Origin of the sequence: Pseudoalteromonas sp. H71, assembly GCF_001468485.1 — a bacterium.
Taxonomy (GTDB): domain Bacteria; phylum Pseudomonadota; class Gammaproteobacteria; order Enterobacterales; family Alteromonadaceae; genus Pseudoalteromonas.
This window is the reverse complement of sequence record NZ_LODI01000010.1, coordinates 55499-80248: the sequence shown is the minus strand read 5'-3', so window position 1 is coordinate 80248 and position 24750 is coordinate 55499. Positions and strand designations below refer to the sequence as shown.

The window sequence follows — 24750 nt, the reverse complement described above, 5'->3', positions numbered from 1 at the left end:
TGGACTTATAATAATGAACGCCCTAACATGGGCATAGGTGGCATAACACCCATACAAAAACTGGAAAAGTTAAACAACGAAAATTCTACAGATAGCCTCCATTAAAAATGGGGGGATTACCCAAGTACACACAACCTGTCTCTATTAGGATCAACCGGAAGTTTTTCTAATCGCTTTTGAATCGCCTTTAAGTAACGAATTAAATCAGTGAGTTTAGTCGCGCCATGTTGACTAACAAACCCTTTAAAAATTAACGACTCAAGTTGCGATTTAATATCGCCATGAGCGGTGATCATGGTTAAATCAACCCGCCCTTTCATTTTTTTATGCAGCGCATGTGCAATACTGAGAACTTGTTCAACATGTATTGCTATGTCGACTACGGCATCACCTAGCTCGCCACGTATCTCTTCTTTAACGTTTTCAAACTCAGCGCTTTTTCTGATGTCACCATACTTAAGTAACAAACTATCAACGCCTGCAGCAATGCAATCGTTAATTAAGTCGGCTATTTTTCCAAATGGATTAAAGTACAATCCCAACTTAGCCTTATTAGGTAGATTCTGCTGTAAATATTTAATTGGTGAAGGCACGTTTAACAGTACCAATCGGCGAAGACCTTGTTGGTGAGCAACCTGTGCCTTTATTTCGTTATCAAATAGCTCAACCGCGGCACTTGATTTTTTATCCACCAGCGCTGGGTATGCTTTTATTTCATACTGGCCTTGCTTTTTAACGTAAGACTTAGGCAGTTCACCAAAGTTCCATTGTGTTAGGTCTGCTTTTTCAATGCCATCATCAGCTACTTTTGAAAGTGTTTCGGTTACCTCTCCTTGAAGCTCTGCCTTGAGCTTCGTAAGGTCTAAACCGCGAGCCAGTAATTTATTGTGCTCATCGCGCACCTCAAATTGTAAACGTAGATGAGGAGCAAGTGATGTTAAATCCCACGCCTCAGGGTCAACGCGCACACCAGTCATTCGCAATAAGCGTGTGGTTAGTGCGTCAAGTAAAGTGCCTTGCATTGGCTCTACCGCTGCAAGTACAGCGTCTGCATAATTGGGAGCCGGTACAAAGTTACGACGAAGTGACTTTGGCAGTGATTTAATCAAACCACTTATTAATTCGTGCCTGAAGGCAGGAATATGCCAATCAAAGCCGGTTTCTTGCACTTGATTTAATAATGCAACAGGGATTTGTACAGCAACACCATCAACCGCTTGACCTGGGTCAAAGTGATACGTAAGCGGTAATATTAAATTATCTTGCTGCCACGTATCTGGATAATCAAATTCTGTAATACTGTTTGCGCCATGGCGCATTAACTCATCCCGAGTCATGTGAAGATAGTGTTTGTTTTGTTGTTTTTGGGTTTTATACCACTTTAAAAAAGCGGCTCGATTATTAATTTCTTTTGGTATTTTTTTATCGTAAAACTCAAATAAGGTTTGTTCATCAACTAAAATATCACGGCGGCGCGACTTGTTTTCAAGGACTTGTATATCTTCAATTAACTCACGATTAAACTGTAAAAAACGCTCGTTTAAACCAAGTTCTTGTTCAACCAATGCAGTTCGCACAAACAGCTCTCGGCTAACCTTAGGGTCTATATTGCTATAAACACAGCGGCGTTTATTAACAACTAACAATCCGTATAAAGTTTGTTGCTCAAAGGCAATAACAGCTCCAGGTTTTTTCTCCCAATGGGGCTCAGAATAGCTGCGTTTTACCAGGTGTTGGGCTAAGGGTTCAACCCAATTGATATCGATTTTTGCATTAGTGCGCGCATACAATTTACTCGTTTCAACAAGCTCTGCTGACATAATCCATTTAGGCGCTTTTTTAAATAAACCCGAACCCGGAAAAATATGAAACTGACTATTACGCGCACCTTTATAAGCTTGTTTTTCGTCTTTAAAACCAATATGGCTAAGCATACCGCTTAGTAAGGCTTTATGTACTGCTTCGACATCAGCAGCATCACTTGTTGCCTTCATACCCATTTCGTTACACACAGTACTTATTTGATAAACAATATCTTGCCATTCACGCAGGCGCATATAAGCTAAAAAATCTTTTTGGCATAACTTTCTAAACTGACTATTTGTCAGCTCACTTTGTTGCTCTTCTAAGTAATTCCATAAATTTAAAAAGGCAATAAAGTCTGAATCAGGATCATCAAAGCGACCGTGTTTTTCATTCGCTGTCGCGCGTTTTTCTTGAGGGCGTTCACGTGGGTCCTGAATGGATAAAGCAGCCACAATAATAATAACTTCACGCAGTGCACCTAGCTTATGCGCTGTTAAAACCATTTTAGCTAAACGCGGATCAACGGGTAATCGGCTTAACTCTCTACCCGATTGCGTTAACGCGGTTTTATTATCACGCTTAGCCGACTTTACCGCTTGTAACTCCTCAAGCAGAGTTAAGCCATCGCTGATATTTCTACTGTCTGGCGCTTGAACAAATGGAAATTGCGCCATGTCGCCCAAGCCCAAAGCAAGCATTTGTAAAATAACAGAAGCTAAGTTTGTACGCAGTATTTCAGGGTCGGTAAATTCAGGGCGAGATAAAAAATCATCCTCTGAATATAAACGGATACAAATACCCGCTTCAACACGCCCACAGCGGCCCATCCGCTGATTAGCACTTGCTTGTGAAATAGGCTCTATGGGTAAACGCTGTACTTTTGTGCGGTAACTATAGCGGCTAATGCGCGCAGTCCCTGGGTCTATAACATAGCGAATGCCAGGCACGGTCAGTGACGTTTCAGCCACGTTAGTCGATAAAATAATGTGACGGCGAGAGTGCGGCGCAAATATTCTGTTTTGCTCTGTATTTGATAAACGCGAGTACAGCGGTAATACATCGGTGTGCTTAAGATTACGTTTGCTCAAAGCATCTGCAGTGTCGCGAATTTCACGTTCACCGTTTAAAAATATGAGTATGTCGCCGGGGCCTTCTGCACATAGCTCATCAACTGCATCAAAAATACCTTGTAACTGGTCGCCTTCGGCTTCCATATCGTCTTTTTTAATATCGCTAATTGGGTTGTAGCGAACATCAACGGGGAAAGTACGACCCGATACCTCTATAATTGGCGCATCGTTAAAATGTTTAGAAAAGCGCTCTGGGTCAATGGTTGCTGAAGTAATAATAATTTTTAAATCAGGGCGCTTAGGCAGCAAGTTTTTTAAGTACCCTAAAATAAAGTCAATGTTTAAACTACGCTCGTGGGCCTCATCAATAATGATAGTGTCGTATTGATTTAAAAAACGATCTTGCTGAATTTCGGCAAGTAAAATACCGTCAGTCATCAGTTTAATGTATGTATTGTTAGAAACCTGATCGCTAAAACGGATTTTAAAACCCACTTGTTGACCTAGTTCACACTTCATCTCATCGGCAATACGGTTTGCAACGGTGCGAGCGGCTAACCTACGCGGTTGCGTGTGGCCAATAAAACCATCAACGCCGCGGCCAAGCTCTAAACACATTTTAGGTATTTGTGTCGTTTTTCCCGATCCTGTTTCACCAGCAATAATAACAACTTGATTATTTGCTATCGCGTCTTTAATGGCTTGTTTTTTTTGGCTTACAGGCAGCTGTTCTGGGTATGTTACCTGTGGCAAATTTGCTAAGCGTTTTTCTTTTGATTGTTGGCTGCGGGTTATATCTGCGGCAATTTTTTCAAGCGCATTGGCTTGTTTAGTCTCGTCGACGATTTTTTTAACGCCGTGAAGGCGTTTTTTAAAGATGAATTGATCTTTTTTTAAGCACGTTTTTAGCTCGCCAAACAACTGACCTAGGTTAACCACCCGCATACCTTATAAAATATGTTAAAGAGCCGTAATTGTATCAAAATTAACGGCTGGGGTTAATCCTACAAATCATTAAACGCTCAGTTGTTTGACATTTAATCACATGTACAAGGCTGTATTTCTATTCGCCTTTAAAAATGCCTACATAAGTTGCTTGCGTATTCGATTTACTTGCGCGATACATCCCCGACGTATTAAACGGTAAGCTAATGTTGCCTTGCGTGTCGATAATAATCACACCGCCTGTGCCACCTATTGGCTTTAATACTTTGTTTATTACTTCATCACCGGCTTGGGCGATTGTACTGCCTTGGTATTTAACACGAGCGCAAATATCACTTGCCACGTTGTAGCGAATAAAATATTCACCGTGGCCGGTCGCCGATACCGCGCATGATTCATTTTCAGCAAACGTACCTGCACCTATAACGGGTGCATCTCCAACACGACCATAGCGTTTTGCAGTCATTCCACCGGTTGATGTACCAGCGGCTAAGTTACCATTTTTATCAAGGGCAACAGCGCCAACGGTGCCCATTTTAAAGTTATTAGGAAGCGCATTGTGCGCGGCTTGATATAATTTACTTGTTGCTTTGGCTTTATCAAGTTTTTCTTTTGCTTTAAGCAGTGCATCGTAACGGTGTTTGGTATCAAATAAATTATTTTCGATAAGTTCAATACCTTGCTCTTTTGCAAACTCCTCAGCACCTTGACCACTGAGCATAACGTGCACTGAGTTATCCATAACTAAACGGGCAAGCTTAATTGGGCTTTCTACATGTTTTACACCTGCAACAGCCCCTGCTTGACGGTTACGTCCGTCCATAATTGACGCGTCAAGCTCGTGCCCACCATCGTAGGTATATACTGCGCCGCGTCCGGCATTAAAAAACTCAGATTGCTCTAATACTGTAATTGCAACAGTAACCGCATCTAAGCTTTCCCCGCCTTTTTCTAGTACGTTGTAACCTGCCTCAACGGCCTCGGATAATTTAGCACGATAAGCTTTTTCTTGTTCGGGGGTAAACTTTGCTTTATCAATTGTTCCTGCGCCACCATGAATTGCAATGGCAAGCGGAGATTCTTTACTTAATGCACTGTGAGTAAATCCTATACATGCACTGGCTAAAATAGATAATAAGATTATTTTTTTCATGACTGCCTTTCTCATCAAAGTATTAAAACTAATGTGAACGGTTAAAAAGCAAATTTCAACTAAAGTAAGTTTAAAGACATAAAAAAAGCGCCTTAAGGCGCTTTTTGTTATTAACGTGTTTAAAATTAAGCTTGTTTAGCTTTTAAACGCGCTAAACGTGCTACTTGGTGAGTAGACGTTAAGAAAGAATAAATTGGTGCTAAATAACCGCGCTTACGAAGTTCTAAGAAGTCTTCATCGCTTAGCTCATTTAGTTTTTTCTCGTCGATAAGGTAGATACCGTTGATGTCTTTTTTCTCACCTTTAATGTCTACTGTTAACGTTTGAGCAATTAGTAGCTCTTTATCAGCAAGAAATTTAGTGAATGCATCGGTTACCTGAGAAAACTCAATGAAAGACACTAGCGACTCTTTACGACGCTTTAAGTAATCTGTTTCTTCACCGTTTTCAAATAATGCATTGCCATCAGTTTCACTTACAAGCGGGCTTGCTTCATCAATAACAATACCAAATTGGTCTTGATCTGGGTGTTTAACTAAACCAAGTGGGTAACGTGTAGAGGCCATTGGTGCAAAAGAAGCTGTCCACTTATCGCCTTCAACAAATAAGTTCTCGCCTGGCTCTAAACCAAACATTGCAACTGCTTGGAAAGTACCTGCTTCGTTATTTTTAACAAACGACATAGGAAACTCATTTGCTACGCGTGCAAACTCATGTGCAACTACAGGCACTAAATGTTGAGTTTTCATGAAATCTACATTGATGCCGTTTTGAATTTTAATGTTGGCATGTTTTTCGTTGTGTAAAGGCTGTACTTGTTGCTCCGCCATGTTACTGCTCCGTTTTTTAAATTTATAAGTTTCATTGTTAATGCCTTAAGGCTAATGCTTTTGAGGTAAAAAAGGAAGGGAAAGTTTTATGACACAAGCCATCTAAAAATAAAATTTAAATAAATCTGCATGTTGTCAAAAAACATACAAGTAATAATTTTAAAACATGCTTAAAAATAAAGCGTTACACGGTTATTTAGCATACAAAGGGAGGTGGCTTATTTACAAAAGTTAACAGACTTCTGTCTACAACCACGCTCATAGTGAAGAATATTTAGGCAAACAAAAAGGCAGCTAATTTAGCTGCCTTTATAAAATGGGGTAAGCAATGCAAATTTACTTAAATTATGGAGCCCAATAAACTTCGATATTGATGCTCGGATGATTAAGTACTGCACGCAGTGGCATATCGTTAACATCACCACCGGCTTTAGCCTGCTTGTACACAGCAAGCTTTTCATCGCCGCTGATAAGTAGTTTAACCACTTTAGAGTTGGCTATTGCATTTAGAGTAAGCGTCATTCGCTCGGTAATACTACCTGTTACGTCACTTTGAATTGCGTTAATCGCACAAACCGTTTGAGTGGTTGTTAAACCATGCTCTAACCCATCTGCATGTGGGAATAAAGACGCAGTGTGACCGTCTGACCCCATACCTAAAATAGTCACATCGTAAGGCGTTTTCAGCGCACTGTATGCGGCTTCACACTTTTCAGCACCTTGTTGTGCAGTAGAAGCGTCGTTTTTCATTGTTATAAAGTTGGCTGCATTACCAAAGTTTTGCAACAACGTACTTTTAATAAATGCTTCATTACTTTTTTCGTGATTTGGCTCAACCCAGCGTTCATCAACCATAGCTACATCAACGTTCTGCCAATCTAAATCAAGGGTTGATAAATGCTTATATGCTGCAGCAGGTGATGAACCACCTGATACCATCAGTACAGCGCGACCATCGTCTTTAATGCCATCTAATAATGATTGCTCTAAAGTTGCCGATAACTCTTTTGTTAGTGCATCTTTATCATCAAAAAATTTTTCAACTAATGTAGCCATAATTATGCCTTATCACCTGTGTTAAACCACAGGTGGTTGTTCTCTGCTAATAACTCATCGGCATCATCTGGACCCCACGTACCAGCACGGTAAAGTGCAGGCTTGCCTTTTTCTTGCCAACGCTCAACAATCGGATCAATCCATTTCCATGCTTGGCGAACTTCATCACGATGAATAAACAACGATGGGTTATTCGCAGCGGCATCAAGCATTAGACGTTTGTATGCATCAGAATGAAAACCATTGCTGTAAGCTTGTGATAACTCAATGTTCATAGTTACCGGCTCTAATTGCATTTCAAGGTTATCTAAGCGCTTTGACATAAGCGTTAGCTGAATAGTTTCTTCTGGCTGAAGGCGAATAACTAAGCGGTTTGGTTCTATGTTGCCAACATTTTCTTCATAAATATTGTGCGATACTTTTTTGTACTCAACCACAATTTCAGCACAGCGTTTTGCCATACGTTTACCTGTACGAAGGTAAAATGGTACGCCAGCCCAACGCCAATTATCTATGTGTGCACGTATAGCAACAAAGGTCTCTGTTTTACTAGCGCCCTCGTTTAACTCTTCCAAGTAACCAGGGACAATCTTACCGTTTAAATCCCCTGGTACATATTGACCACGCACAATATTACTATCAACGTCAGAGTCAATAAGTGGTCGAAGTGCTTCTAGCACCTTTAGTTTTTCATTACGAATGCTATTAGCGTTAAGCTTATTAGGCGCTTCCATTGCAACAAGGCATAAAAGCTGTAGCAAGTGATTTTGAACCATGTCACGAAGTGCGCCGGCTTTGTCATAAAACCCTGCTCTGCTTTCAAGACCTACTGTTTCTGAAAGGCTAATTTGGATATTATCAATCGACTTAGCATCCCACATATTTTCAAATAATGAGTTTGAAAAACGCAGTGCCATTAAGTTCTGTACAGTTTCTTTACCTAAGTAATGGTCTATACGGAAGATTTGGTCTTCTTCAAAAAACTCAGCAATTTTAGCGTTTATTACTTCTGCAGATTCCCCACAGTAACCAATTGGTTTTTCAACGACTACACGCGATGTTGGCGTAATCAAATCTTTTATAGAGAGAATTTCACAGCACTTGCCATAAACGGCTGGTGGTAAAGATAAGTAAAAGACACGAGATTTAGTGCTATCGTGCTCATCTAAAATACTTTTAAGCACATCCCAGTTATCGTCAGCTTCAGTAACATTACTCACCACTGGCACTAAATAATTTGAAAATGCTTTCCAATCTTTGGCGTTAAATTCACCTTTACTTAAAAACTCTTGGAGTGCTTTATGCGCTGTTTCTATGTATTCAGCACGTTTGCTTTCTTCACGAACTGTTGGCAAGATGCGTGAGCCTTCAGGTAAATTCCCTTCTTGATATGCTCGATACATTGCAGGTAGTAATTTGCGTAACGCAAGATCACCACCGCCCCCAAAAATTATGATATCAAAAGGATTAAGCATAGTTACTCTCTACGTTGTGATACCCCGTCCTAAAATAAGCTCGTGGGTATGCCTGTTTATTACTTGGATTATGATAGCTTTTATAATGTGTTAAAAAAGCCTGCTGAATTGTTCTTTATTGATGATGTATTATTGTTTTTTTATCATCTACGCTTTATTAAATGAGCCTTAGGACTCTGTATCTCCTCTCACAAAAATACAGACCCTAAGCACTCCAGCGCTACCCGTTCAAAGGTACTCGGTTTACCTACTATTACGTAGGCTAAATTTTTACTGCGTACGATGTTGCTTGTAGTACGCCATTAATCCACTTGTGGAGCTATCGTGATCGTGATTTACATTATCATCGGTCAGCTCACTTTCAATCTTAGATGCCAAACCTTTACCAAGTTCAACACCCCACTGATCAAATGAACAAATGTCTAATATTATGCCTTGGCAAAAAATCTTGTGTTCATATAACGCAATTAAACGCCCTACCGTTTTAGCATCTACTGTGTCTAGCAGCATTGATGTTGTTGGGCGGTTTCCTTGATGAATTTTGTGATTTAGTAATTCATCAATTTGTGCCTGCGATTTACCTTTAGCCATTAAATCGGCTGTAACTTGTTCTGCATCAACACCGCTCATCATTGCTTCAGTTTGAGCAAAAAAGTTTGATAATAAAATATCATGATGCTTATCAACATGTATTTGTGGTTTAACAGATGCAATAAAATCTGCTGGCACAATCACGTTGCCTTGATGCAGGCATTGATAAAACGCATGCTGACCGTTAATGCCAGTCATACCCCAAATTATTGGAACCGTGGTATACGGTACTGTTTCGCCTGCAAAGTTAACATGCTTACCGTTACTTTCCATCTCACCTTGTTGTAAATACGCAGGTAACATGTGAAGAGATTGGTCGTAAGGTAAAATAGCTTGCGACGTGTACCCTAAAAAGCCGGTATTCCACACGCTTAACAAAGCCATTATTAAAGGAATATTCTGCTCAAGCGGCGCATTTTTAAAGTGTTCATCAACTTCAAAAGCACCTGTTAGTATATCTTCAAATGCATCATAGCCTAGGTACAACGCAATGGGTAAGCCTATCGCACTCCATAATGAAAAGCGACCACCAACCCAATCCCACATAGTGAATACGTTTTCATCAGCAATGCCAAAGGCAGCTGTTTTTTCTAAATTTGTACTTACTGCAACAAAGTGTTTCGCAATTGTGCTTTCATCTTTTGTTGTTTCTAAAAACCAATCCACCGCTGTTTTAGCGTTCGTCATAGTTTCTGATGTAGTAAATGTTTTTGACGAAATAACAAATAATGTTGTTTCGGGATCAATATTTTTAAGTACCGAAGCAATTTGTACACCGTCGGCATTTGATACGTAGTGCACTTTTAAAGTGTCATCTGCGAATGCTTTTAATGCTTCAGTTGCCATTTGAGGACCTAGGTTCGACCCGCCTACCCCAATACTAACAACGTCTTTTACCGCTTTGCCCGTATAACCAAGCCACTGGCCGCTTCGCACTTTTTCAACAAATACTTTAATTTTAGCAAGCTCGTTATCAACCGCTTGAGTTATATTTTCTCCATCAACAATTAATGGAGTATGCGCACGGTTACGCAATGCAGTATGCAAAACAGAGCGCTCTTCGGTGATGTTAATTCTCTCGCCGCTGAACATTTTATCTCGCCAAGAAGCAATCTCGCACTCTTTAGCAAGTGACACTAAATTAGCAAAAACATCGTTATCAATTAATTGTTTAGAGTAGTCGAATAAAACACCAGGGATCTGAGTTGAAAACTGAGAAAAGCGGCCACCGTCTTGTGCAAATAACGTTTTAAGATGTGTTTGTTTCATCTTAGCAGCACTTTGTTCAAGGGCTTGCCAACTTGCTAATTGCGTTCGGTTCGACATTTAAATATCCTCTAAAAAATTTAACCGGTTGATTTATATATTCTTTTTATGTTGTAAAACTGCTTAACACGTTCTAAATACACTAAAATAAAATGCCAATAGTGTAGCCATAAACGAAAAATAAGCGCTGCTTTAACTATTTTATACGCAGATGATAACCCAATTTTCACCTTTTGACACCGGTATCATAAATATTTTGCAAATTATTTTCCCCGCAATTTCAAAGGCACCCACAAAGCTTAATCGGTTAAGTTGGTGTATTCGTGAATTTTACTAAACGTTCAGTACTTTTTTAATAATTATGACATTTATGTGAATAAATAAAAAATCGGCTACTGAAGCCGATTTTATGCAAACCTTATAAGTATTGTATTTTAAAGGCTCAATGCCAAACCACCTTCTAAATTATACACTGTTCGATACCCTAGCTGCATTAGGTTAGCAGCAGCAAGCCTTGAGCGATTACCGCTACGACACAACAATATGTATTTACCGCGTTTACCTAGCTGACCTTCCATCAACGCGTTAGCCATACGACTAAGCGGTATGTTAAGTGTTTTTGTTTCACTAGTGTGAAAAAGTTGCGATACATTATGTGCACCATGCTCGTAAGGCTCTCTGGTATCAATCAAATAAGTGTCATTATCACTGAGCATGGCTTTTGCACTATCAAAATTTAATTGCTGAATATTTAACTCAGGCAACGCAGTAACATAACCACATAATTGTAACCTTGATTTTTCTTTTGCCTCATCATTAAGCTGTTTTTTAATTACAAATTCATCAATACTAATTTGGCGATTTATTAATCGGTTTAATAAAGGTGTTTGTTGTTGCTCTGCGGCCCAGTTCATTGCAAAGCATTGCAAATAATCGTGCCCTGAACATATCACACTCGTTTCATCTAATTGCTCAGCAAGTGCTAAAATAGAATAAGCCATAGCCTTGGCATTGCCACCAGCTAAAGAAGTGTTACCCAAGCCACCGGGTAATATTAGATCACCACAAAAGCAATAATTAATGTGGTTATCTTCACTTTTTAAAACATAACTTACACTGTCTTCACTGTGCCCCGGTGTGGCTATTTTTTCTAGTCGTTCGTTATTTAGGTCGATATTAGCTGCATTTTTCGGCCAACCTAGTTTATCTACTGCAATCTCGTCGCATCGACTTGCTAATACACTGCGTAATAAAGTTACAGCACAACTTCGCTCTTGATGAACGTGCGTATTAAGTACTCCTTTAATAGTCAGGTTTTGTGTATTGGCTATTTTTTCTATACGCGGTATGAGCTCTACAATAGGATCTATAATAACTGCTTGTTTATCGGCATTTACATATAACCAACAACACGCTCCTTGGTGCCTAAACTGCGTTAAACCGAGCGCGCACACATCTTGTTGAGGTGTTGTACTATCAGAGACTATTAAACAATTAGCCTGCAAAATGGTTTTTAATGAACGTATAGATGCACACGCATTTGCTATTTCAGCGGCAGTGGCAGCGGGACCGAATGATAGCCTAATTGCATTTTCACTCTGCCATTGGTTAACTCCCATCGCATCAAGCACAAAACTCGTTGAAGAGCCCGTGCTGCATGCAGAGCCTCCACTGACACGAATACCAGCGGCATCAAATAAATCAATTACTTCTTTGCTTGTTAACTCATTTACAGCAAAGTTTAATGTTGTTGGTACCGAGTGTTCAAAGCTATGATTAAAGGTTACTTCATCAAATGTTTCTTCAATAGCGTTTTTTATTTGAGCCCGGTAATTACTAAGCACATCGATTGATTTAAATGTGGTGTCTGACTTATCTAGCAATAAACTAAACAATTTATTTAAACCCGCAATACCAGGTAAGTTTTCGGTGCCAGAGCGCATTCCGCTTTCTTGCCCTCCACCCGCTATAAAAGGGGTATAGGCACTGCCAGCACGAATATATAAAAAACCAATACCTTTAGGGGCATAAAGTTTATGGCCTGAAAAAGGCGCGTAATCTATTGTGGTGGCGCTCAGGTCGAGTTGTTTTTTCCCCAGCGCTTGCACACAATCTACCATCCAAGACACTTTCGTATTACGAAAACGAATAGTATGTTCAATGGCATCTAAATCTTGATAAACTCCCGTTTCGTTATTAACCGCCATGGTGCATATCATTAGCGCATTAGGTATATGTTCAGCGATAAACGCTAAGTCTAAAATGCCATTATTATCCACCGGAATAGCCAAAACTTGAGCATGAATGCCCAATACACTATTCCAATGCTTTAATGTGTTAGGAACCGCTTTGTGTTCAGTGGCACCGTAAAGTAATACGGGTTTAGCAATATTATGATTTTTAGCGTTAATAAGCGTAGATACAACAGCGGTCTGAATGCCTTCGGTCGCGCCAGAGGTAAATAAAATATCTCCCTCTATTGCCCCAATCACAGTACGTGCGTTTTCGCGGGTTTGTTCTAATAAATGCTTGGCCTGAATACCCGTAATATGAGGGCTTGAAGGGTTACCAAAACAAATTTGCATTGTATGAGAAACCACATCGGCGATGCATGGCAACACAGGCGTTGTTGCGTTTGCATCAAGGTAAACTTGCTCAGAGTTTAATAAAGAGTCAGACATCTAAAAACGCACCTTATTACTAAAAGATATATCTTATTACCAATATTACATAACTTTAGACGTATTGAGTAATAATCAATTAGTACTGACGGTGCGTTTTCTATGCCTTTTTGAACTAACCTTCTGTCAGTTTATTATTTAGCTCTTCTTGCGTTGAAGACCACGCTGTAATCAATGCTTTAACCAACGAGGCCAAAGGAATAGCAAAAAACACGCCCCAAAAGCCCCACAAGCCACCAAAAAATAGCACAGCCACAATGATAAATACCGGGTTCAAGTCAACGGCTTCTGAAAACAATAAGGGAACTAACACATTTCCATCAAGTGCCTGAATAATTCCATAAATAACTAAAACCGTCCAAAACTGGGTTTCTAATCCAAACTGGAATAACGCCACGGCAGCAACCGGAATAGTCACAAGCGCAGCACCAACGAACGGAATTAACACAGAAAACCCAACCAAAACGCCTAACAAGGCCGCGTAGCGTAAGTCTAAAAAAGTAAACGCAATGAACGAAACACCGCCTACAATTAAAATTTCAAACACTTTACCGCGAATGTAATTCATAATTTGCTGGTTCATTTCGTTCCATACTTGCAATATTAAACGACGCTGTTGCGGAATTAATTTAGCCACACTGCCCGTTAATTCCAGCTTGTCTTTAAGCATAAAAAACACCAGCAACGGCACAAGCACTAGGTAAATTAGCCACGCTACAACATCTTTTAACGACGTTAACGAAAACGATAAAACCACTTGGCCAAACTCAATAACTTTAGCCTCCACTGTAGCAACAATCCCTTGTACTTGGTCGGCATTAATTAAACTTGGGTATTGCTCTGGTAAGGCAATCAAATATGACTTGCCTTGCTCTAACATATGAGGGGTTTCTTGCACTAAATTGCTGGTTTGTTTCCAAAGAACAGGACCAATCACTAAAATTAAAGTGAGCATAATACCTGTAAATATAAGCATTACGATGACCGTAGCAGTAAAACGGCGTAAACCAAGACGCTCTAGGTGAACAACGGGCCAATCAAGTAAATAAGCAATAACTAATGCCACTAAAACCGGCACAATTAACGAGCCAAAAAAGTAAAGTAAGGCAACAGAAACGAGCAGTAAAAATAATAAGGTGACCGAATGAGGATCAGAAAATTTTCTTTCGTACCATGTTTTTATATATTCAAACACGTAATGGCTCCACTAATAATAAACCTTGTTGTTTATCTAAGTTGTAACTGTAAGCATATTTTTTTAAATATCGCTCAATATCATCCATGCTCTCATCACTATTTACACTAAAAGTGATGGCTTGCTGTGAAGATAATGCTTCACGTAGCCCTAATTTAAACTGAATAAACTGCTGAGGACATCTATAAATTCTTAAATCTTGGTGTAACATACTCGCTTTACCGATTTATTAAAATGAATAATAAGTCGCATTGCTGTGTGTTAATAGTCTATAAAACATCAACAAATGTAACTTTTTCTTAAAACAACGCCTGCAATGGTTTATTCTGTAATACATAGTTAGCAGTAAGGACAGGTTAATGTCTCGCACGCATAATAAAGCGCATCTACCAAGTAATCCAACACTCAAAGAGATTAATTGGTTTAAAAAACAAATAAATTGGGGGGAGCTTCCTCCTTTTTATCATTTAGTTGCCTCTTCGGTTAGCGAGTCTGAAGGTGTTTTAGAGCATGGATTTGATAACGCCGTAAAACAACTTATAGACAGACGTAACTGGAATCTAGACATACTCGACGGCTTTGAGGACGACTTAGGTGAGATCCACACCAAGCATAAACCTCGAATAGCGTTACATCAGGTATTTACAGACCGAGGCTTTGAGCTGTGGGCACTGCCTTATGCAAAAGATATTGTTGTTGACCAATACATAAAAGATAACCGCTTTATGGAATTTAGAGTGTGGGATCCGCATTCAATGAAAGTACTTTTGAGGTTAAATCAATTACATAAGTTTATTGGTTCTTACTTTGAACGCGGTGATAAAGCCGATAAAGCCCTTATTTTGCACTCGCATAAAGTTGTTCATAAAATTATTACTTTTTTACAGCGAGAGTTGAACGTAATAAAGGTTGATGGAGTCTCAATAAAAGAACTCTACCAATTGTGCGAAAAAGACATCCGTGCAAGCAGTGACGAAATAGATATTGCCAAAATTGCCATTGGCGAGCCAATAAACAAGGAATAAGATGCAGCTAAAATCAGCCTTTATCTCTTTATGCAGTGCCGTCCTTACATTTAGCCTTTTAGTAAGTGAGCCATTAAAGGCGCAAACTAATTTTAACCTTCCTGATTTAGGAACCTCTGCATTACAAGTACTCCCCCTCGAAAAAGAACAAGCGATTGGGGAGGTGATGATGATGCAAATACGCGGCGGCTCACCAATTATTAACGACCCCGTATTAGATGAATACCTAACCACCATTGGCAGAAAGCTCGTTGCAAACGCGAACGATGTTCGTTTTCCGTTTTCATTTTTTTGGATCAATAACTCAGATATTAACGCATTTGCCTTTTACGGCGGACATGTAGGCGTTCACACAGGGCTAATTGCACAAGCCGATAGCGAAAGTCAGTTTGCATCTGTACTTGGTCACGAAATCGCCCACGTTACTCAGCGCCATTTAGCACGTAGGATCCAGCAACAGCAAGATAACAGTGCAATGACCATAGCGGGGATGATAGCCGGCATTTTAGCGACTATTGTTGCCCCAGATGCTGGTATTGCCATTATTTCAGCAAGCCAAACACAATCTGCTTTTAGCCAATTAACGCACAGCCGTTCTGCTGAACAAGAAGCTGATCGAATTGGTATGCAAACACTTAACAATGCAGGATTTGATGCACGTGCATCTAGCGACTTCTTAACTAAGCTGGCTGCACAAATTCGTTATAAGTATAAGCCACCTGCATTCTTACTCACTCACCCTCTTCCAGAAAGCCGAGTGTCTGACGTGCGCCTTCGTGCAGAGCAGTATCCAATGCGCCGCCTACCCGCAAGCCTTGAATTTAACCTTGCTAAAAGCCGAGTACTCGCGCGTTACGACAACAAACCAGAAAACGCTGAAGCCTTATTTAGAAAATTACTTCGTGAAAACAGCTACAGTAATACAGCCCTTAATTATGGTTTAGCGTTAAGCTTACTTGACCAAGAAAAACTTGACGAAGCAGACTCTATTTTAAGTAAGCTATTAAAAAACGACCCTAAAAATTTATTTTATATTGATACGCAAACTGATTTACTCATAGCGCAAAAAAAAGCAGACGACGCCGTTTCATTTTTAGCTGAACTTCATAATTACCGTCCTAACAATCAAGTAATTACGCTCAACTATGCAAATGCAGCACTAGAGGCAAAGCAATACGAACTTGCCGAAAACGTGCTTAAAGGTTTTTTATTAGAAAAACCAGAGCACAGCTTAGGTAAGGAGCTACTTGCTGACGCCTACAAAAAACAAGACAAATTGGCGGCCTATCACGAGGCAAACGCTGACGTGCTATCGCAATACGGTGCCTACATGAAAGCCGCTGATGAAATCCAAAAAGCGCTTAACTTCGTAGAATCAACAGAGCTAATAAAACAGCAGCGATTAAAGGCATTACTTACCCAGTATCGCCGTTTACAAAAAGAGCTTGCAAGGCTTTAAGTCTGCAAGCTGTTGCCCTAAAATAGAGGCAATTCACACTATGGAAACTTTTATGTCTGTTACTATCTATCATAATTCGCGTTGTTCTAAATCGCGTGAAACACTTGCCCTTTTACAAAGCAAGTCAATAGAGCCCACCGTTGTTGAGTACTTAAAAACGCCTTTAACTCATGATCAAATAAGCACACTGATAGACCAACTTGATTTTAGCTCTGCTCGTGACTTAATGCGCACAAAAGAAACCGAGTACAAAACACTCAATCTTAAAGATGAAACAAACGAAACCACGCTTATAAACGCAATGGTTGAGCATCCAAAATTAATTGAACGCCCTATTGTTGAGCACAATGGTAAAGCAGCTATTGGTCGCCCACCAGAAAACGTATTAAGCGTTTTATAATGAGCACAAACATAGTGGTACTTTACCACTCGAGCCATGGCTCAGTTGAAGCGATGGCCCATGAAATAGCTGAATCAATAGAGCAACAAGGGGCAACAGCCCTACTGAGAACGTTTGTAGCTAAAAATCCGCACGACATTGTTATTACCAAAGATGACCTTATACAGTGTGATGGCCTGGCCTTTGGCACACCAACACGATTTGGTATGATGGCGTCTCAGGCAAAAGCATTTTGGGAAACCACCAGCGAACTGTGGCTAAAAGGTCAACTAATTGATAAGCCTGCGTGTGTATTTTCATCGTCAAGCAGTATGCATGGGGGTAATGAGGCCACACTGCTTAATTTATCATTACCCTTACTTCACCACGGAATGATGTTACTTGGTGTACCCTACGATGTACCTGAATTATTAGGCACACAAACTGGCGGTACTCCGTATGGTGCTACGCATGTTGCTGGTAGTAACAATAGTGCTCAGTTAAGTAAAGACGAAATTAAAATATGCCAAAGCGTTGGCATTCGCCTGACAAAAATTGCGAGTAAACTTCAATGAACACAGTGACCCATCCTGCAAAAAAGCCAATAACCGTAAAGTTTCAGCGTACTGCTTTAATTGGTTATGTTGGCCTACTTATTTTAATGCCATTGTGGATGTATTTTGTTCCGCCTCAAGAAGGCCCGCTCGATATTATGTCGTTATTTGTACCTATTATTCCTCTATTGCTTCCACTTAGAGGGATTATTAAAGACAGTACATATACCTACGCTTGGGCAAACTTTGTTGTTATGCTTTATTTTATTCATGGCTTAACCATGCTTTGGGTTGCACCTAATGAGCTAATTTGGGTGTTGCTAGAGTTATTATTTGCATCATTCATGTTTATTGGATGTACTTATTATGCAAGACACCGCGGGCAAGAGTTAGGCTTAAAAATTCGCAAATTGAAAGAAGATTTAGCCGACGAAAAAGCCGCAAACGAATTTAATAAATAAAATAAAAAAGCGCGTTTACTCTCTAGTAAACGCGCTTTCAACCATTACTTAATTGCGTATAAACTACTTACACCAATTCACTCAGTGCGGCCAAGGTCACGATACCCGCTAAACCAAGCTGAGCTAATAAACTCAAAAGTGAAAAGCCCCTCAATACAAATAAACCCCAAGGGTGTTTTATATGTGGATACAAAGCGCAGCGCTTTAAGCTCATAGCAAAGAAAAAACAAATCACCGTTACCATAGTTAAACCAAGCGTAAGTTCACTTTTTATGGTCAGCGCTTCGTCAAAGAAGAAAAATAACTGCAAAGGTAATAATAACGTCACAATAGCATGTAACACATGTACTTTTTTAATGCGATCAAACTGCCCATCTGGCGATAACTCTTTAATACCAAAGTCACGCTCTAGGCATTTAACTAAATTTTGCGCTTTGATACTCACAGCCAACCTATAACAACTTAAGCCCTCGTTATTACGCGCTCTAAAATCAAACCCGGCTTTAATTAGCATCACCATTAACGATTCATTTTTAGAGAGTACAGCATAATGCAATGCAGTGTTACCCAAGCTATCTGACGCTTTTTTATCTTGCTGAGGTAATAAGGTTTGCACCACGTTTACAAAACCACGCTCTGCCGCCCACATAAATGCAGTTTTACCGTTTTCATCAGCTAATGTGCCTGTTGCTCCTTGCTCAATAAAACGCATAGCCATTGTTTGCTTAGCCGTTTTTTTACGCAAATGTGTTAGTAATGCTTGCTCAAGTAAAACTACAGAATCAACATCAGGCGACACTTGTTTTAATAAAGTAAAATAGTCTTTACCCATTGCTACTTTGTCACTTGCAAGTTCACTTAACACGGCTAGGTCAGCAATTGACTCTGGTATAAAGTGACTTAAGCGATCTCTAAAATCAACTTCTTTCCAAAGCGATAACGCATCAACAGCACTGAGCTTACTGCCATTATTTAACGCATGTTCAATCAATGTAAAATAGCGTTTACTAAAAAATAAACTTAATAATGAAAGTGGTGTTTCAACGGCATTTTGTGCAGCAACACTTGCGTATTTTTCTAAACGTTGGCACAGCAAAAGCACTAAGCTTTCTGGTGTATATTCATTATCGTAAAAATGAGTTTTCATTGCGCCAATATAGGCTTGTGCATCTTCGTCGTATTCACAAATATGTTGGAAATAACACTCTTCAAAAGGCTCAAGCGGGGTTAACCAGGCCAAATAATAAATAGGGGGCAAAACAGTGGTACACACACCATCGTCTTCATTGGTAGAACGACAAGCAGGCCAAGCTTCTAATGCATCTAAAATAAAGGCACCGTTTTGCTCTACAAGGCCTTTAATAAGTAACGGATATTCCTTTGGCCAAATCAGTACATTTTCCATTAAAACAACACAACTCCAGTGTAGCTTAGGTAAGTGGTCAGGTTATAACAGCTTTCAGCTGACACCACGCTTAATCAAAGAGGCGATATTCTAGCACACCCAGATCGCCACGCTAGAACAAAGTAGATGAATAATCAAAAATATAAAAGCAGCCAAGTAACTAATTACTTGGCTGCTTTTTAGGTTGGAGCTGGGCTTGATCTTTTTCACACAAAAAGATTAATTATTTGTTCTTTAACTCACTAATTACTTGGTCAATGCCTACATCTGAAATGCGCTGGATGATCTCTTTTTGCTTAGCACTTAAAAGCGAAATACCTTCAGCCACAATGTCGTACACTTTCCATTGGTTGTCTTTACCTAGGCGTAACTTAAAGCTTAAATCAATTGTGGGGGCGTTAGGCTCTATAATTTGCGTATTAACCGTGGCATATTCTGAGTCGCTTTGTGCATTATTGTGCTCAAACACCACTTTTTGGCCTGTGTATTTCATTAATGCACCGGCATATGTACCAGTCAAGTAATGCTCAACCGCGTCAATAAAATCAACCGCTTGTTGGCGCTCAATGCCTTTAATGTGTTTGCCTAATAATTTAAAAGACACAAACTTAATATCAATGTGTGGCATTAAACGTTTTTCAACAATTCCCGACATTTCAATTTTACTGGCATTACCTTTGCTGTTCACCTTACCTATATCGGCAAAAAGGGTGTCTGCAACAGACTCTAAAAGTATATCTGGTGATTGCTGAGCTTGTGCATAAAGCGATGTGCTTAAAAGTGCGATAGCAATTAAAAATGGTTTAATAAGTTTCATAATATGTTTGTTTGTGTGATTAAGATAACGCTAATTTACGTCATTCATACGCAATAAAACAGGCACAAATAAGCAATTTATTAATGCCTAAAAAGCACCAATAAATTAAGTGACTAAATTTCAATAAGTTAATAAAACCTGTTAACACGCAGTATACATCCCTGTTTTCGCTCGTCTTGAATTTACAACCTACCCACCCTCATCATCTGTTTTTTCGATAAATCAACTATCAGCGAGCAGCCATGAAAACCTCCTTTAAAATAATTACTTTATTAATCGCCTCACTTTTTATTAATAACACAGTATTAGCACAATCAAGCCATGGCTACGCAGTCGATGTACTTAAAGGCACTGGCAATATAAATGGCATAAAATTAGCCTATTAGTACCATATGCCAAAAATGCAAAACTTAGTTGGAGATGCCCGTTTTTAAATCGAAACCAGTGTAAACCTGTGGGAATTTGCGCATAACCACCACTCACAATCCAACTTAGTATTAGCGATATCGCCTGTATTGCAGTTTCCAGCGTTTAGTTTTAATAACACCCCATTTTATGTTGAAGCTGGCATTGGCGTATCACTCATTGACGAAACACAATTTGGTGGTAAAAACCTAAATAGCCATTATCAATTTGAAGATCGTATTGGACTCGTTGCTGACTTAGGCGATACACACATTGCTTTACGAATTATTCATTACTCTAATGCGGGCTTTCAAAAACCTAACCCCGGACTTGATTTTATGACCTTATCGGTTGCCAAGCGCTTTTAATAACCATTCGTTTAATTAAATGATCTATTTTAACCGTGGGTAAATGTGTTGATAGCTAAACAAAAGAGTCGCTATATAGTTACTTTAAAAGAGAGTTTTTAACGCAGTTAGCGACACGTTTAGCCGCTCACAATCATTAAATTTTATAGCGAATAGGTAAACTACCCAACTGATGTTTTTGCTGGTAATTACAGTTTAAAAAAGTAGAATAGCCAAAAAATAAAAATGAGAAATTAATATGCAAACATGGCAAATAGTACTCATTGTAGTGATGGTATTTGGCGTTGTGATAGGCAATATTGCCCTAATAAAACACAGTGCTAATATGGAATTTAAGAAATCAGACACGCACTTAAAAAACAAGCAAGACACAAAAAAGCCCTGATAAATCAGGGCTTTTAATTTAAATAATAAGCTTAACCAACTAGCCAATGTGCCATTAACGAAATAATCGGCAATGTTATTAGCGTTCTGAGAATAAATATAACGAACAGCTCAACGATGTTTACTGGAATTTTACTTCCTAACAACAACGCGCCCACTTCAGACATGTATATAAGCTGAGTCACACTCATAGCAGCAATAATAAAGCGTGTTACATCACTCTCAATAGTCCCAGCTGCAAGGATAGAAGGGATAAACATATCGGCAAAACCAACCATGATTGTTTGTGCTGCAGCCTCAGCTTCAGGTACTTGCAACAACTCTAAAAATGGAATAAACGGCATACCCAAATATTGAAATAGCGGCGTATATTCTGCAATAATTAATGCAAATGTACCCACGGCCATAACAACGGGTAACACAGCAAATACCATATCAAGTGCGTTGTGTACGCCTTCTTTTAATGTCCCCACTACGCCCGGCGATTTATCTGCCTTGGCCAGCGCTATATCTAAAGAATGACCCACTAATGATTTACCTAAAGGCACCAGCTCTGCGTTTGCGTCAGGCTCTGAGCCATCAATAAGTAAATCTTTTTTAAACCTAAGCGGTGGCAAGCGCGGCACAATAATAGCAGCCGTAATCCCTGCTAAACACACCGTTAAATAAAACGGAGCAAATAAATACTCAAGCTTTACTTGGCCAATAACCACTAAACAAAACGTAATTGAAACAGCAGAAAATGTAGTACCAATAACAGCGGCTTCGCGTTGTGTGTAGTATTTATCTTCGTATTGGCGCGCAGTCATTAATATTCCTACACTGCCATCACCTAACCACGATGCCACACAGTTAACGGCACTTCGCCCTGGCACGCCAAATAACGGGCGCATTACTTTAGTTAATAACGTGCCTACCAACTCAAGCAAACCAAAGTTAAGTAACAAAGGGAGCAAAAGCCCTGCCAGTATAAACACCGAAAACAACACAGGAAGTAAGTCGTTTAACACGAGTGCCCCTGTATTTTCAGACGTGATAGCATGCGGCCCCACGCCCAAAAAGGTCATTAATACAAATGCAGTACCAAATAAACGTGTAAGCAACCAAATCCAACTAACATTAAATAAGTGGTTTAACAGTGATACTTTACAAATCACTTGAGGCTTAAAAACACTGACAATGAGTGAAGATAAACCCGTTATACAAATTATGGCAGTAATAATGGCTTGTGCTGTATCTGCAAAAAATACTTGCATGGCTTTAGCCATCATTGCAATAGGTATGGTCATTGCTTCACCGCTTGACACCGGCGTCATAAACAAAAACACACCAATTAGCGAAGGCACAAGAAACGCAAACCAAGTACGCCAATCGTACTGAGGTGAAGTTGATAATTGAGACATATTTTTAACCTATAAAAACCACAAAAAGAGCTAAGCGCTCTTTTTGTGGTAAAACGTATTATTATTTATATTTTAATGCCGCGCTTAATAAGTGCTGCTTCTAGTGCTTGCTGTAAACCATTCATGGTACCTGGCTCAAGCGTTTCGCCTTTATCGTCCATCCAGGTTAAGCTTGTGCCACCTTGCTTGGTTTTACTCACTAAAATTTGGTATTGGCCTTCATCAATTGGTAATTGCGCAACATCGTCGCCCCAAATCGAATCCCACATACTGCTCTCTGGTGCTTTATAATCGGCGGTAATTAAACCTGTGTCTTGATTTATTTCAACAATAGTAAACGACAAGCGCTCTAAAAAGCCTGAAAAACGATCAAATACCGCATCGTAAGATTGCTCAGTAACCAGTGCTGCATTGCCTTTATTGTCAAAGCCCATTTCTAAAGAAATAATACCTTGGCGCTTGCGCATATCAACTTCAAGTTGGCGATAGCGGTAATCAAATTCAGTAATAACTTGGTTAAGTGCACGCACTTCTAGTTGCTGCTTAAGCAAGTCTGTAAGTGTTGTATCACCTTTAAAATCTATTAATTCAGCACGTAAAGAGGCTGTACGTTCATGCGATTTTTTTTCAATAGAAAATCTAAAACGTTGGAGGTCATCGTTCTTTTCATCGCCCCACAACCAGCTTTCTTCGGTTTTAATAATTGCGTACCAATCGGTTTCAATAATACCAAGTAACTTGTCTTCTTTGGTTGTAGCGGTGTTATTTTCAGCTAAAACAGCATTTATTGAATCCCAAATAAAGTCATCTAAATCAACAATGCCATCGTTTTTATCAAAATATACGCGTGCTAAATTATCCGCCTCTTCGACCCAACTGCCTTTTGCTACAGTGAGTACTTGAGCTGGTGGACGATAGTTGGTTGCGTCTGGATTATTGTTATATTGACCTACTTCCATTTTATAAACTGGATCCTGAGCCGGCTGAGATAAAGACGCTGGCGCTTTTACTGGTTCATATGCGCGGTAATTACGTTCATTATGCGCATCGTTAACAAATACACTACACCCTGATAAACTTACCAATACACTTACTGCAAGTGCTTTTGGGATCCAATACTGCACAGATATTTCTCCTTAGCATACCCTTTAATTGTTTTAACAAATATATGAGTGGGTTATGCCGATTTGGTTCAGTGTAAAATCAATATTAACTTTACATTTTTATTTGGCTACTTAATTGCAATAAAGTTCAGCACCTCAACTTAGAAAAAAACTAAGGGCAAATAAGCAAATTTTAGCTATGGTACTTTCCTGTGCCAGTAAAAACAAGAAACACCGTACTTTAAACGCGCTTAATTAGCCCGCATTATAGTTTACACATCGTTTTGTGTTAAACTTCGCCGCCGAGCACGTCCTCGAGTGTATTTAGTAGTGTTATCCATTGCGTTGTTATAACCCTTGTAACTTAGGTATTTTAACCCATGACTGCATTTTCAAATCATCAAATTGTGTTAACCGCTATCGGCGAAGACAGGCCGGGTATTGTCAGTGAGCTTACGCAATTAGTCAGCGACTGCCATTGTAATATTATAGACAGCCGCATTGCCATTTTAGGCTGTGAGTTTACCTTTATAATGTTATTGCATGGTGACATGTCGGCCATAAGCCGCATTGAACACGTGTTACCAACCAAAGCAATGGAACTTGGCCTGCTAACCATGATGAAACGCACTACAAGCCATACCCCTGGCGAGTTTTGTGCCGGCTATACGCTCGAATACACAGGTATAGACACCCCGGGCACACTAAGCAAAGTGACACGCTTTTTTGCCGATAACCACATCAGCATTTGTTCCTTAAAGTCAGATACGTTTAACGAAGAAACTGACACAAAAATGCGCTGTGAAGTAGAATTTAATATCCCAATAGATGTAGACATAGATAAATTTAAAATTAGTTTTGAGAGCCTTTCTCATACCCTAAACGTAGATTATATTTTTAAACGCATTCGTTAAGGAAA

Annotated in this window: 20 protein-coding genes and 1 pseudogene; 8 read left to right on the top strand and 13 right to left on the bottom strand. The window is 39.5% G+C overall.

Annotation, left to right across the window (positions count from 1 at the left end):
- Nucleotides 1–116 precede the first annotated feature (116 nt).
- From hrpA to ATS71_RS06890, 9 genes are all read right to left on the bottom strand, one after another.
- Nucleotides 117–3815, bottom strand: a complete 3699-nt coding sequence (gene hrpA / locus ATS71_RS06930; protein ID WP_058404162.1) for an ATP-dependent RNA helicase HrpA — start codon at nucleotides 3813–3815, stop codon at nucleotides 117–119.
- Nucleotides 3816–3939: 124 nt separating this feature from the next.
- Nucleotides 3940–4974 (bottom strand): isoaspartyl peptidase/L-asparaginase family protein, encoded by a 1035-nt coding sequence (locus ATS71_RS06925; protein ID WP_058404161.1) that lies wholly within the window; start codon nucleotides 4972–4974, stop codon nucleotides 3940–3942.
- A 125-nt stretch (nucleotides 4975–5099) separates the two neighbouring features.
- Nucleotides 5100–5804 (bottom strand): SapC family protein, encoded by a 705-nt coding sequence (locus ATS71_RS06920; protein ID WP_058404160.1) that lies wholly within the window; start codon nucleotides 5802–5804, stop codon nucleotides 5100–5102.
- A 345-nt stretch (nucleotides 5805–6149) separates the two neighbouring features.
- The gene (gene pgl, locus ATS71_RS06915) at nucleotides 6150–6860 is read right to left on the bottom strand and encodes a 6-phosphogluconolactonase (protein ID WP_058404159.1); all 711 of its coding nucleotides are present in this window, start codon (nucleotides 6858–6860) and stop codon (nucleotides 6150–6152) included.
- 2 nt (nucleotides 6861–6862) lie between these two features.
- Nucleotides 6863–8335, bottom strand: a complete 1473-nt coding sequence (gene zwf, locus ATS71_RS06910) for a glucose-6-phosphate dehydrogenase (RefSeq protein WP_058404158.1) — start codon at nucleotides 8333–8335, stop codon at nucleotides 6863–6865.
- A gap of 270 nt (nucleotides 8336–8605) precedes the next feature.
- Entirely contained in the window at nucleotides 8606–10252 is a 1647-nt protein-coding gene (gene pgi / locus ATS71_RS06905) for a glucose-6-phosphate isomerase (protein ID WP_058404157.1), read from the bottom strand.
- A gap of 374 nt (nucleotides 10253–10626) precedes the next feature.
- On the bottom strand, nucleotides 10627–12873 hold the full coding sequence (locus ATS71_RS06900) for an aminotransferase class V-fold PLP-dependent enzyme (RefSeq protein WP_058404156.1): 2247 nt from the start codon (nucleotides 12871–12873) through the stop codon (nucleotides 10627–10629).
- A gap of 115 nt (nucleotides 12874–12988) precedes the next feature.
- Nucleotides 12989–14068, bottom strand: coding sequence for an AI-2E family transporter (locus ATS71_RS06895; protein ID WP_058404155.1), 1080 nt, complete (start codon nucleotides 14066–14068; stop codon nucleotides 12989–12991).
- Complete coding sequence (locus tag ATS71_RS06890) at nucleotides 14061–14279, bottom strand: hypothetical protein (RefSeq protein ID WP_058404154.1); 219 nt, start codon at nucleotides 14277–14279, stop codon at nucleotides 14061–14063. The genes ATS71_RS06895 and ATS71_RS06890 overlap by 8 nt, the downstream gene beginning before the upstream one ends.
- A gap of 148 nt (nucleotides 14280–14427) precedes the next feature.
- Here ATS71_RS06890 and ATS71_RS06885 point away from each other — a divergent pair, with 148 nt between their 5' ends.
- The 5 genes from ATS71_RS06885 to ATS71_RS06865 are packed head-to-tail and all read left to right on the top strand — an operon-like array spanning nucleotide 14428 to nucleotide 17946.
- Nucleotides 14428–15093, top strand: a complete 666-nt coding sequence (locus ATS71_RS06885; protein WP_058404153.1) for a hypothetical protein — start codon at nucleotides 14428–14430, stop codon at nucleotides 15091–15093.
- Between the two features lies 1 nt (nucleotide 15094).
- A complete protein-coding gene (locus ATS71_RS06880) occupies nucleotides 15095–16552 on the top strand; it encodes a M48 family metalloprotease (protein WP_058404152.1) in 1458 nt (485 codons plus the stop codon).
- A gap of 52 nt (nucleotides 16553–16604) precedes the next feature.
- The gene (gene arsC / locus ATS71_RS06875; RefSeq protein WP_058404165.1) at nucleotides 16605–16952 is read left to right on the top strand and encodes an arsenate reductase (glutaredoxin); all 348 of its coding nucleotides are present in this window, start codon (nucleotides 16605–16607) and stop codon (nucleotides 16950–16952) included.
- Nucleotides 16952–17506 carry an NAD(P)H:quinone oxidoreductase gene (wrbA, locus tag ATS71_RS06870; protein WP_058404151.1) on the top strand — a complete coding sequence of 185 codons (555 nt, stop codon included), beginning with the start codon at nucleotides 16952–16954 and terminating at the stop codon, nucleotides 17504–17506. Before arsC ends, wrbA begins: the two co-directional genes overlap by 1 nt.
- A complete protein-coding gene (locus tag ATS71_RS06865) occupies nucleotides 17503–17946 on the top strand; it encodes a DUF2069 domain-containing protein (protein WP_058404150.1) in 444 nt (147 codons plus the stop codon). The genes wrbA and ATS71_RS06865 overlap by 4 nt, the downstream gene beginning before the upstream one ends.
- 67 nt (nucleotides 17947–18013) lie before the next feature.
- Here the strand turns inward: ATS71_RS06865 and ATS71_RS06860 are convergent, their stop codons facing one another.
- Nucleotides 18014–19351 (bottom strand): ankyrin repeat domain-containing protein, encoded by a 1338-nt coding sequence (locus ATS71_RS06860; protein ID WP_058404149.1) that lies wholly within the window; start codon nucleotides 19349–19351, stop codon nucleotides 18014–18016.
- Nucleotides 19352–19574: 223 nt separating this feature from the next.
- Nucleotides 19575–20168, bottom strand: a complete 594-nt coding sequence (locus ATS71_RS06855; protein ID WP_058404148.1) for an MlaC/ttg2D family ABC transporter substrate-binding protein — start codon at nucleotides 20166–20168, stop codon at nucleotides 19575–19577.
- A 242-nt stretch (nucleotides 20169–20410) separates the two neighbouring features.
- On the opposite strand from ATS71_RS06855, the pseudogene ATS71_RS19355 reads away from it, so the two are divergent.
- Both ATS71_RS19355 and ATS71_RS18435 read left to right on the top strand, forming a co-directional pair.
- Nucleotides 20411–20941: pseudogene (locus ATS71_RS19355) on the top strand (acyloxyacyl hydrolase).
- A 238-nt stretch (nucleotides 20942–21179) separates the two neighbouring features.
- The gene (locus ATS71_RS18435) at nucleotides 21180–21326 is read left to right on the top strand and encodes a DUF2897 family protein (RefSeq protein WP_082653601.1); all 147 of its coding nucleotides are present in this window, start codon (nucleotides 21180–21182) and stop codon (nucleotides 21324–21326) included.
- 31 nt (nucleotides 21327–21357) lie between these two features.
- Here the strand turns inward: ATS71_RS18435 and ATS71_RS06845 are convergent, their stop codons facing one another.
- On the bottom strand, nucleotides 21358–22728 hold the full coding sequence (locus tag ATS71_RS06845; RefSeq protein WP_058404147.1) for a YjiH family protein: 1371 nt from the start codon (nucleotides 22726–22728) through the stop codon (nucleotides 21358–21360).
- Between the two features lie 65 nt (nucleotides 22729–22793).
- The gene (gene bamC / locus ATS71_RS06840) at nucleotides 22794–23852 is read right to left on the bottom strand and encodes an outer membrane protein assembly factor BamC (RefSeq protein WP_058404146.1); all 1059 of its coding nucleotides are present in this window, start codon (nucleotides 23850–23852) and stop codon (nucleotides 22794–22796) included.
- Nucleotides 23853–24211: 359 nt separating this feature from the next.
- Here bamC and ATS71_RS06835 point away from each other — a divergent pair, with 359 nt between their 5' ends.
- Nucleotides 24212–24745 carry a glycine cleavage system protein R gene (locus ATS71_RS06835; protein WP_058404145.1) on the top strand — a complete coding sequence of 178 codons (534 nt, stop codon included), beginning with the start codon at nucleotides 24212–24214 and terminating at the stop codon, nucleotides 24743–24745.
- Nucleotides 24746–24750: the final 5 nt, after the last annotated feature.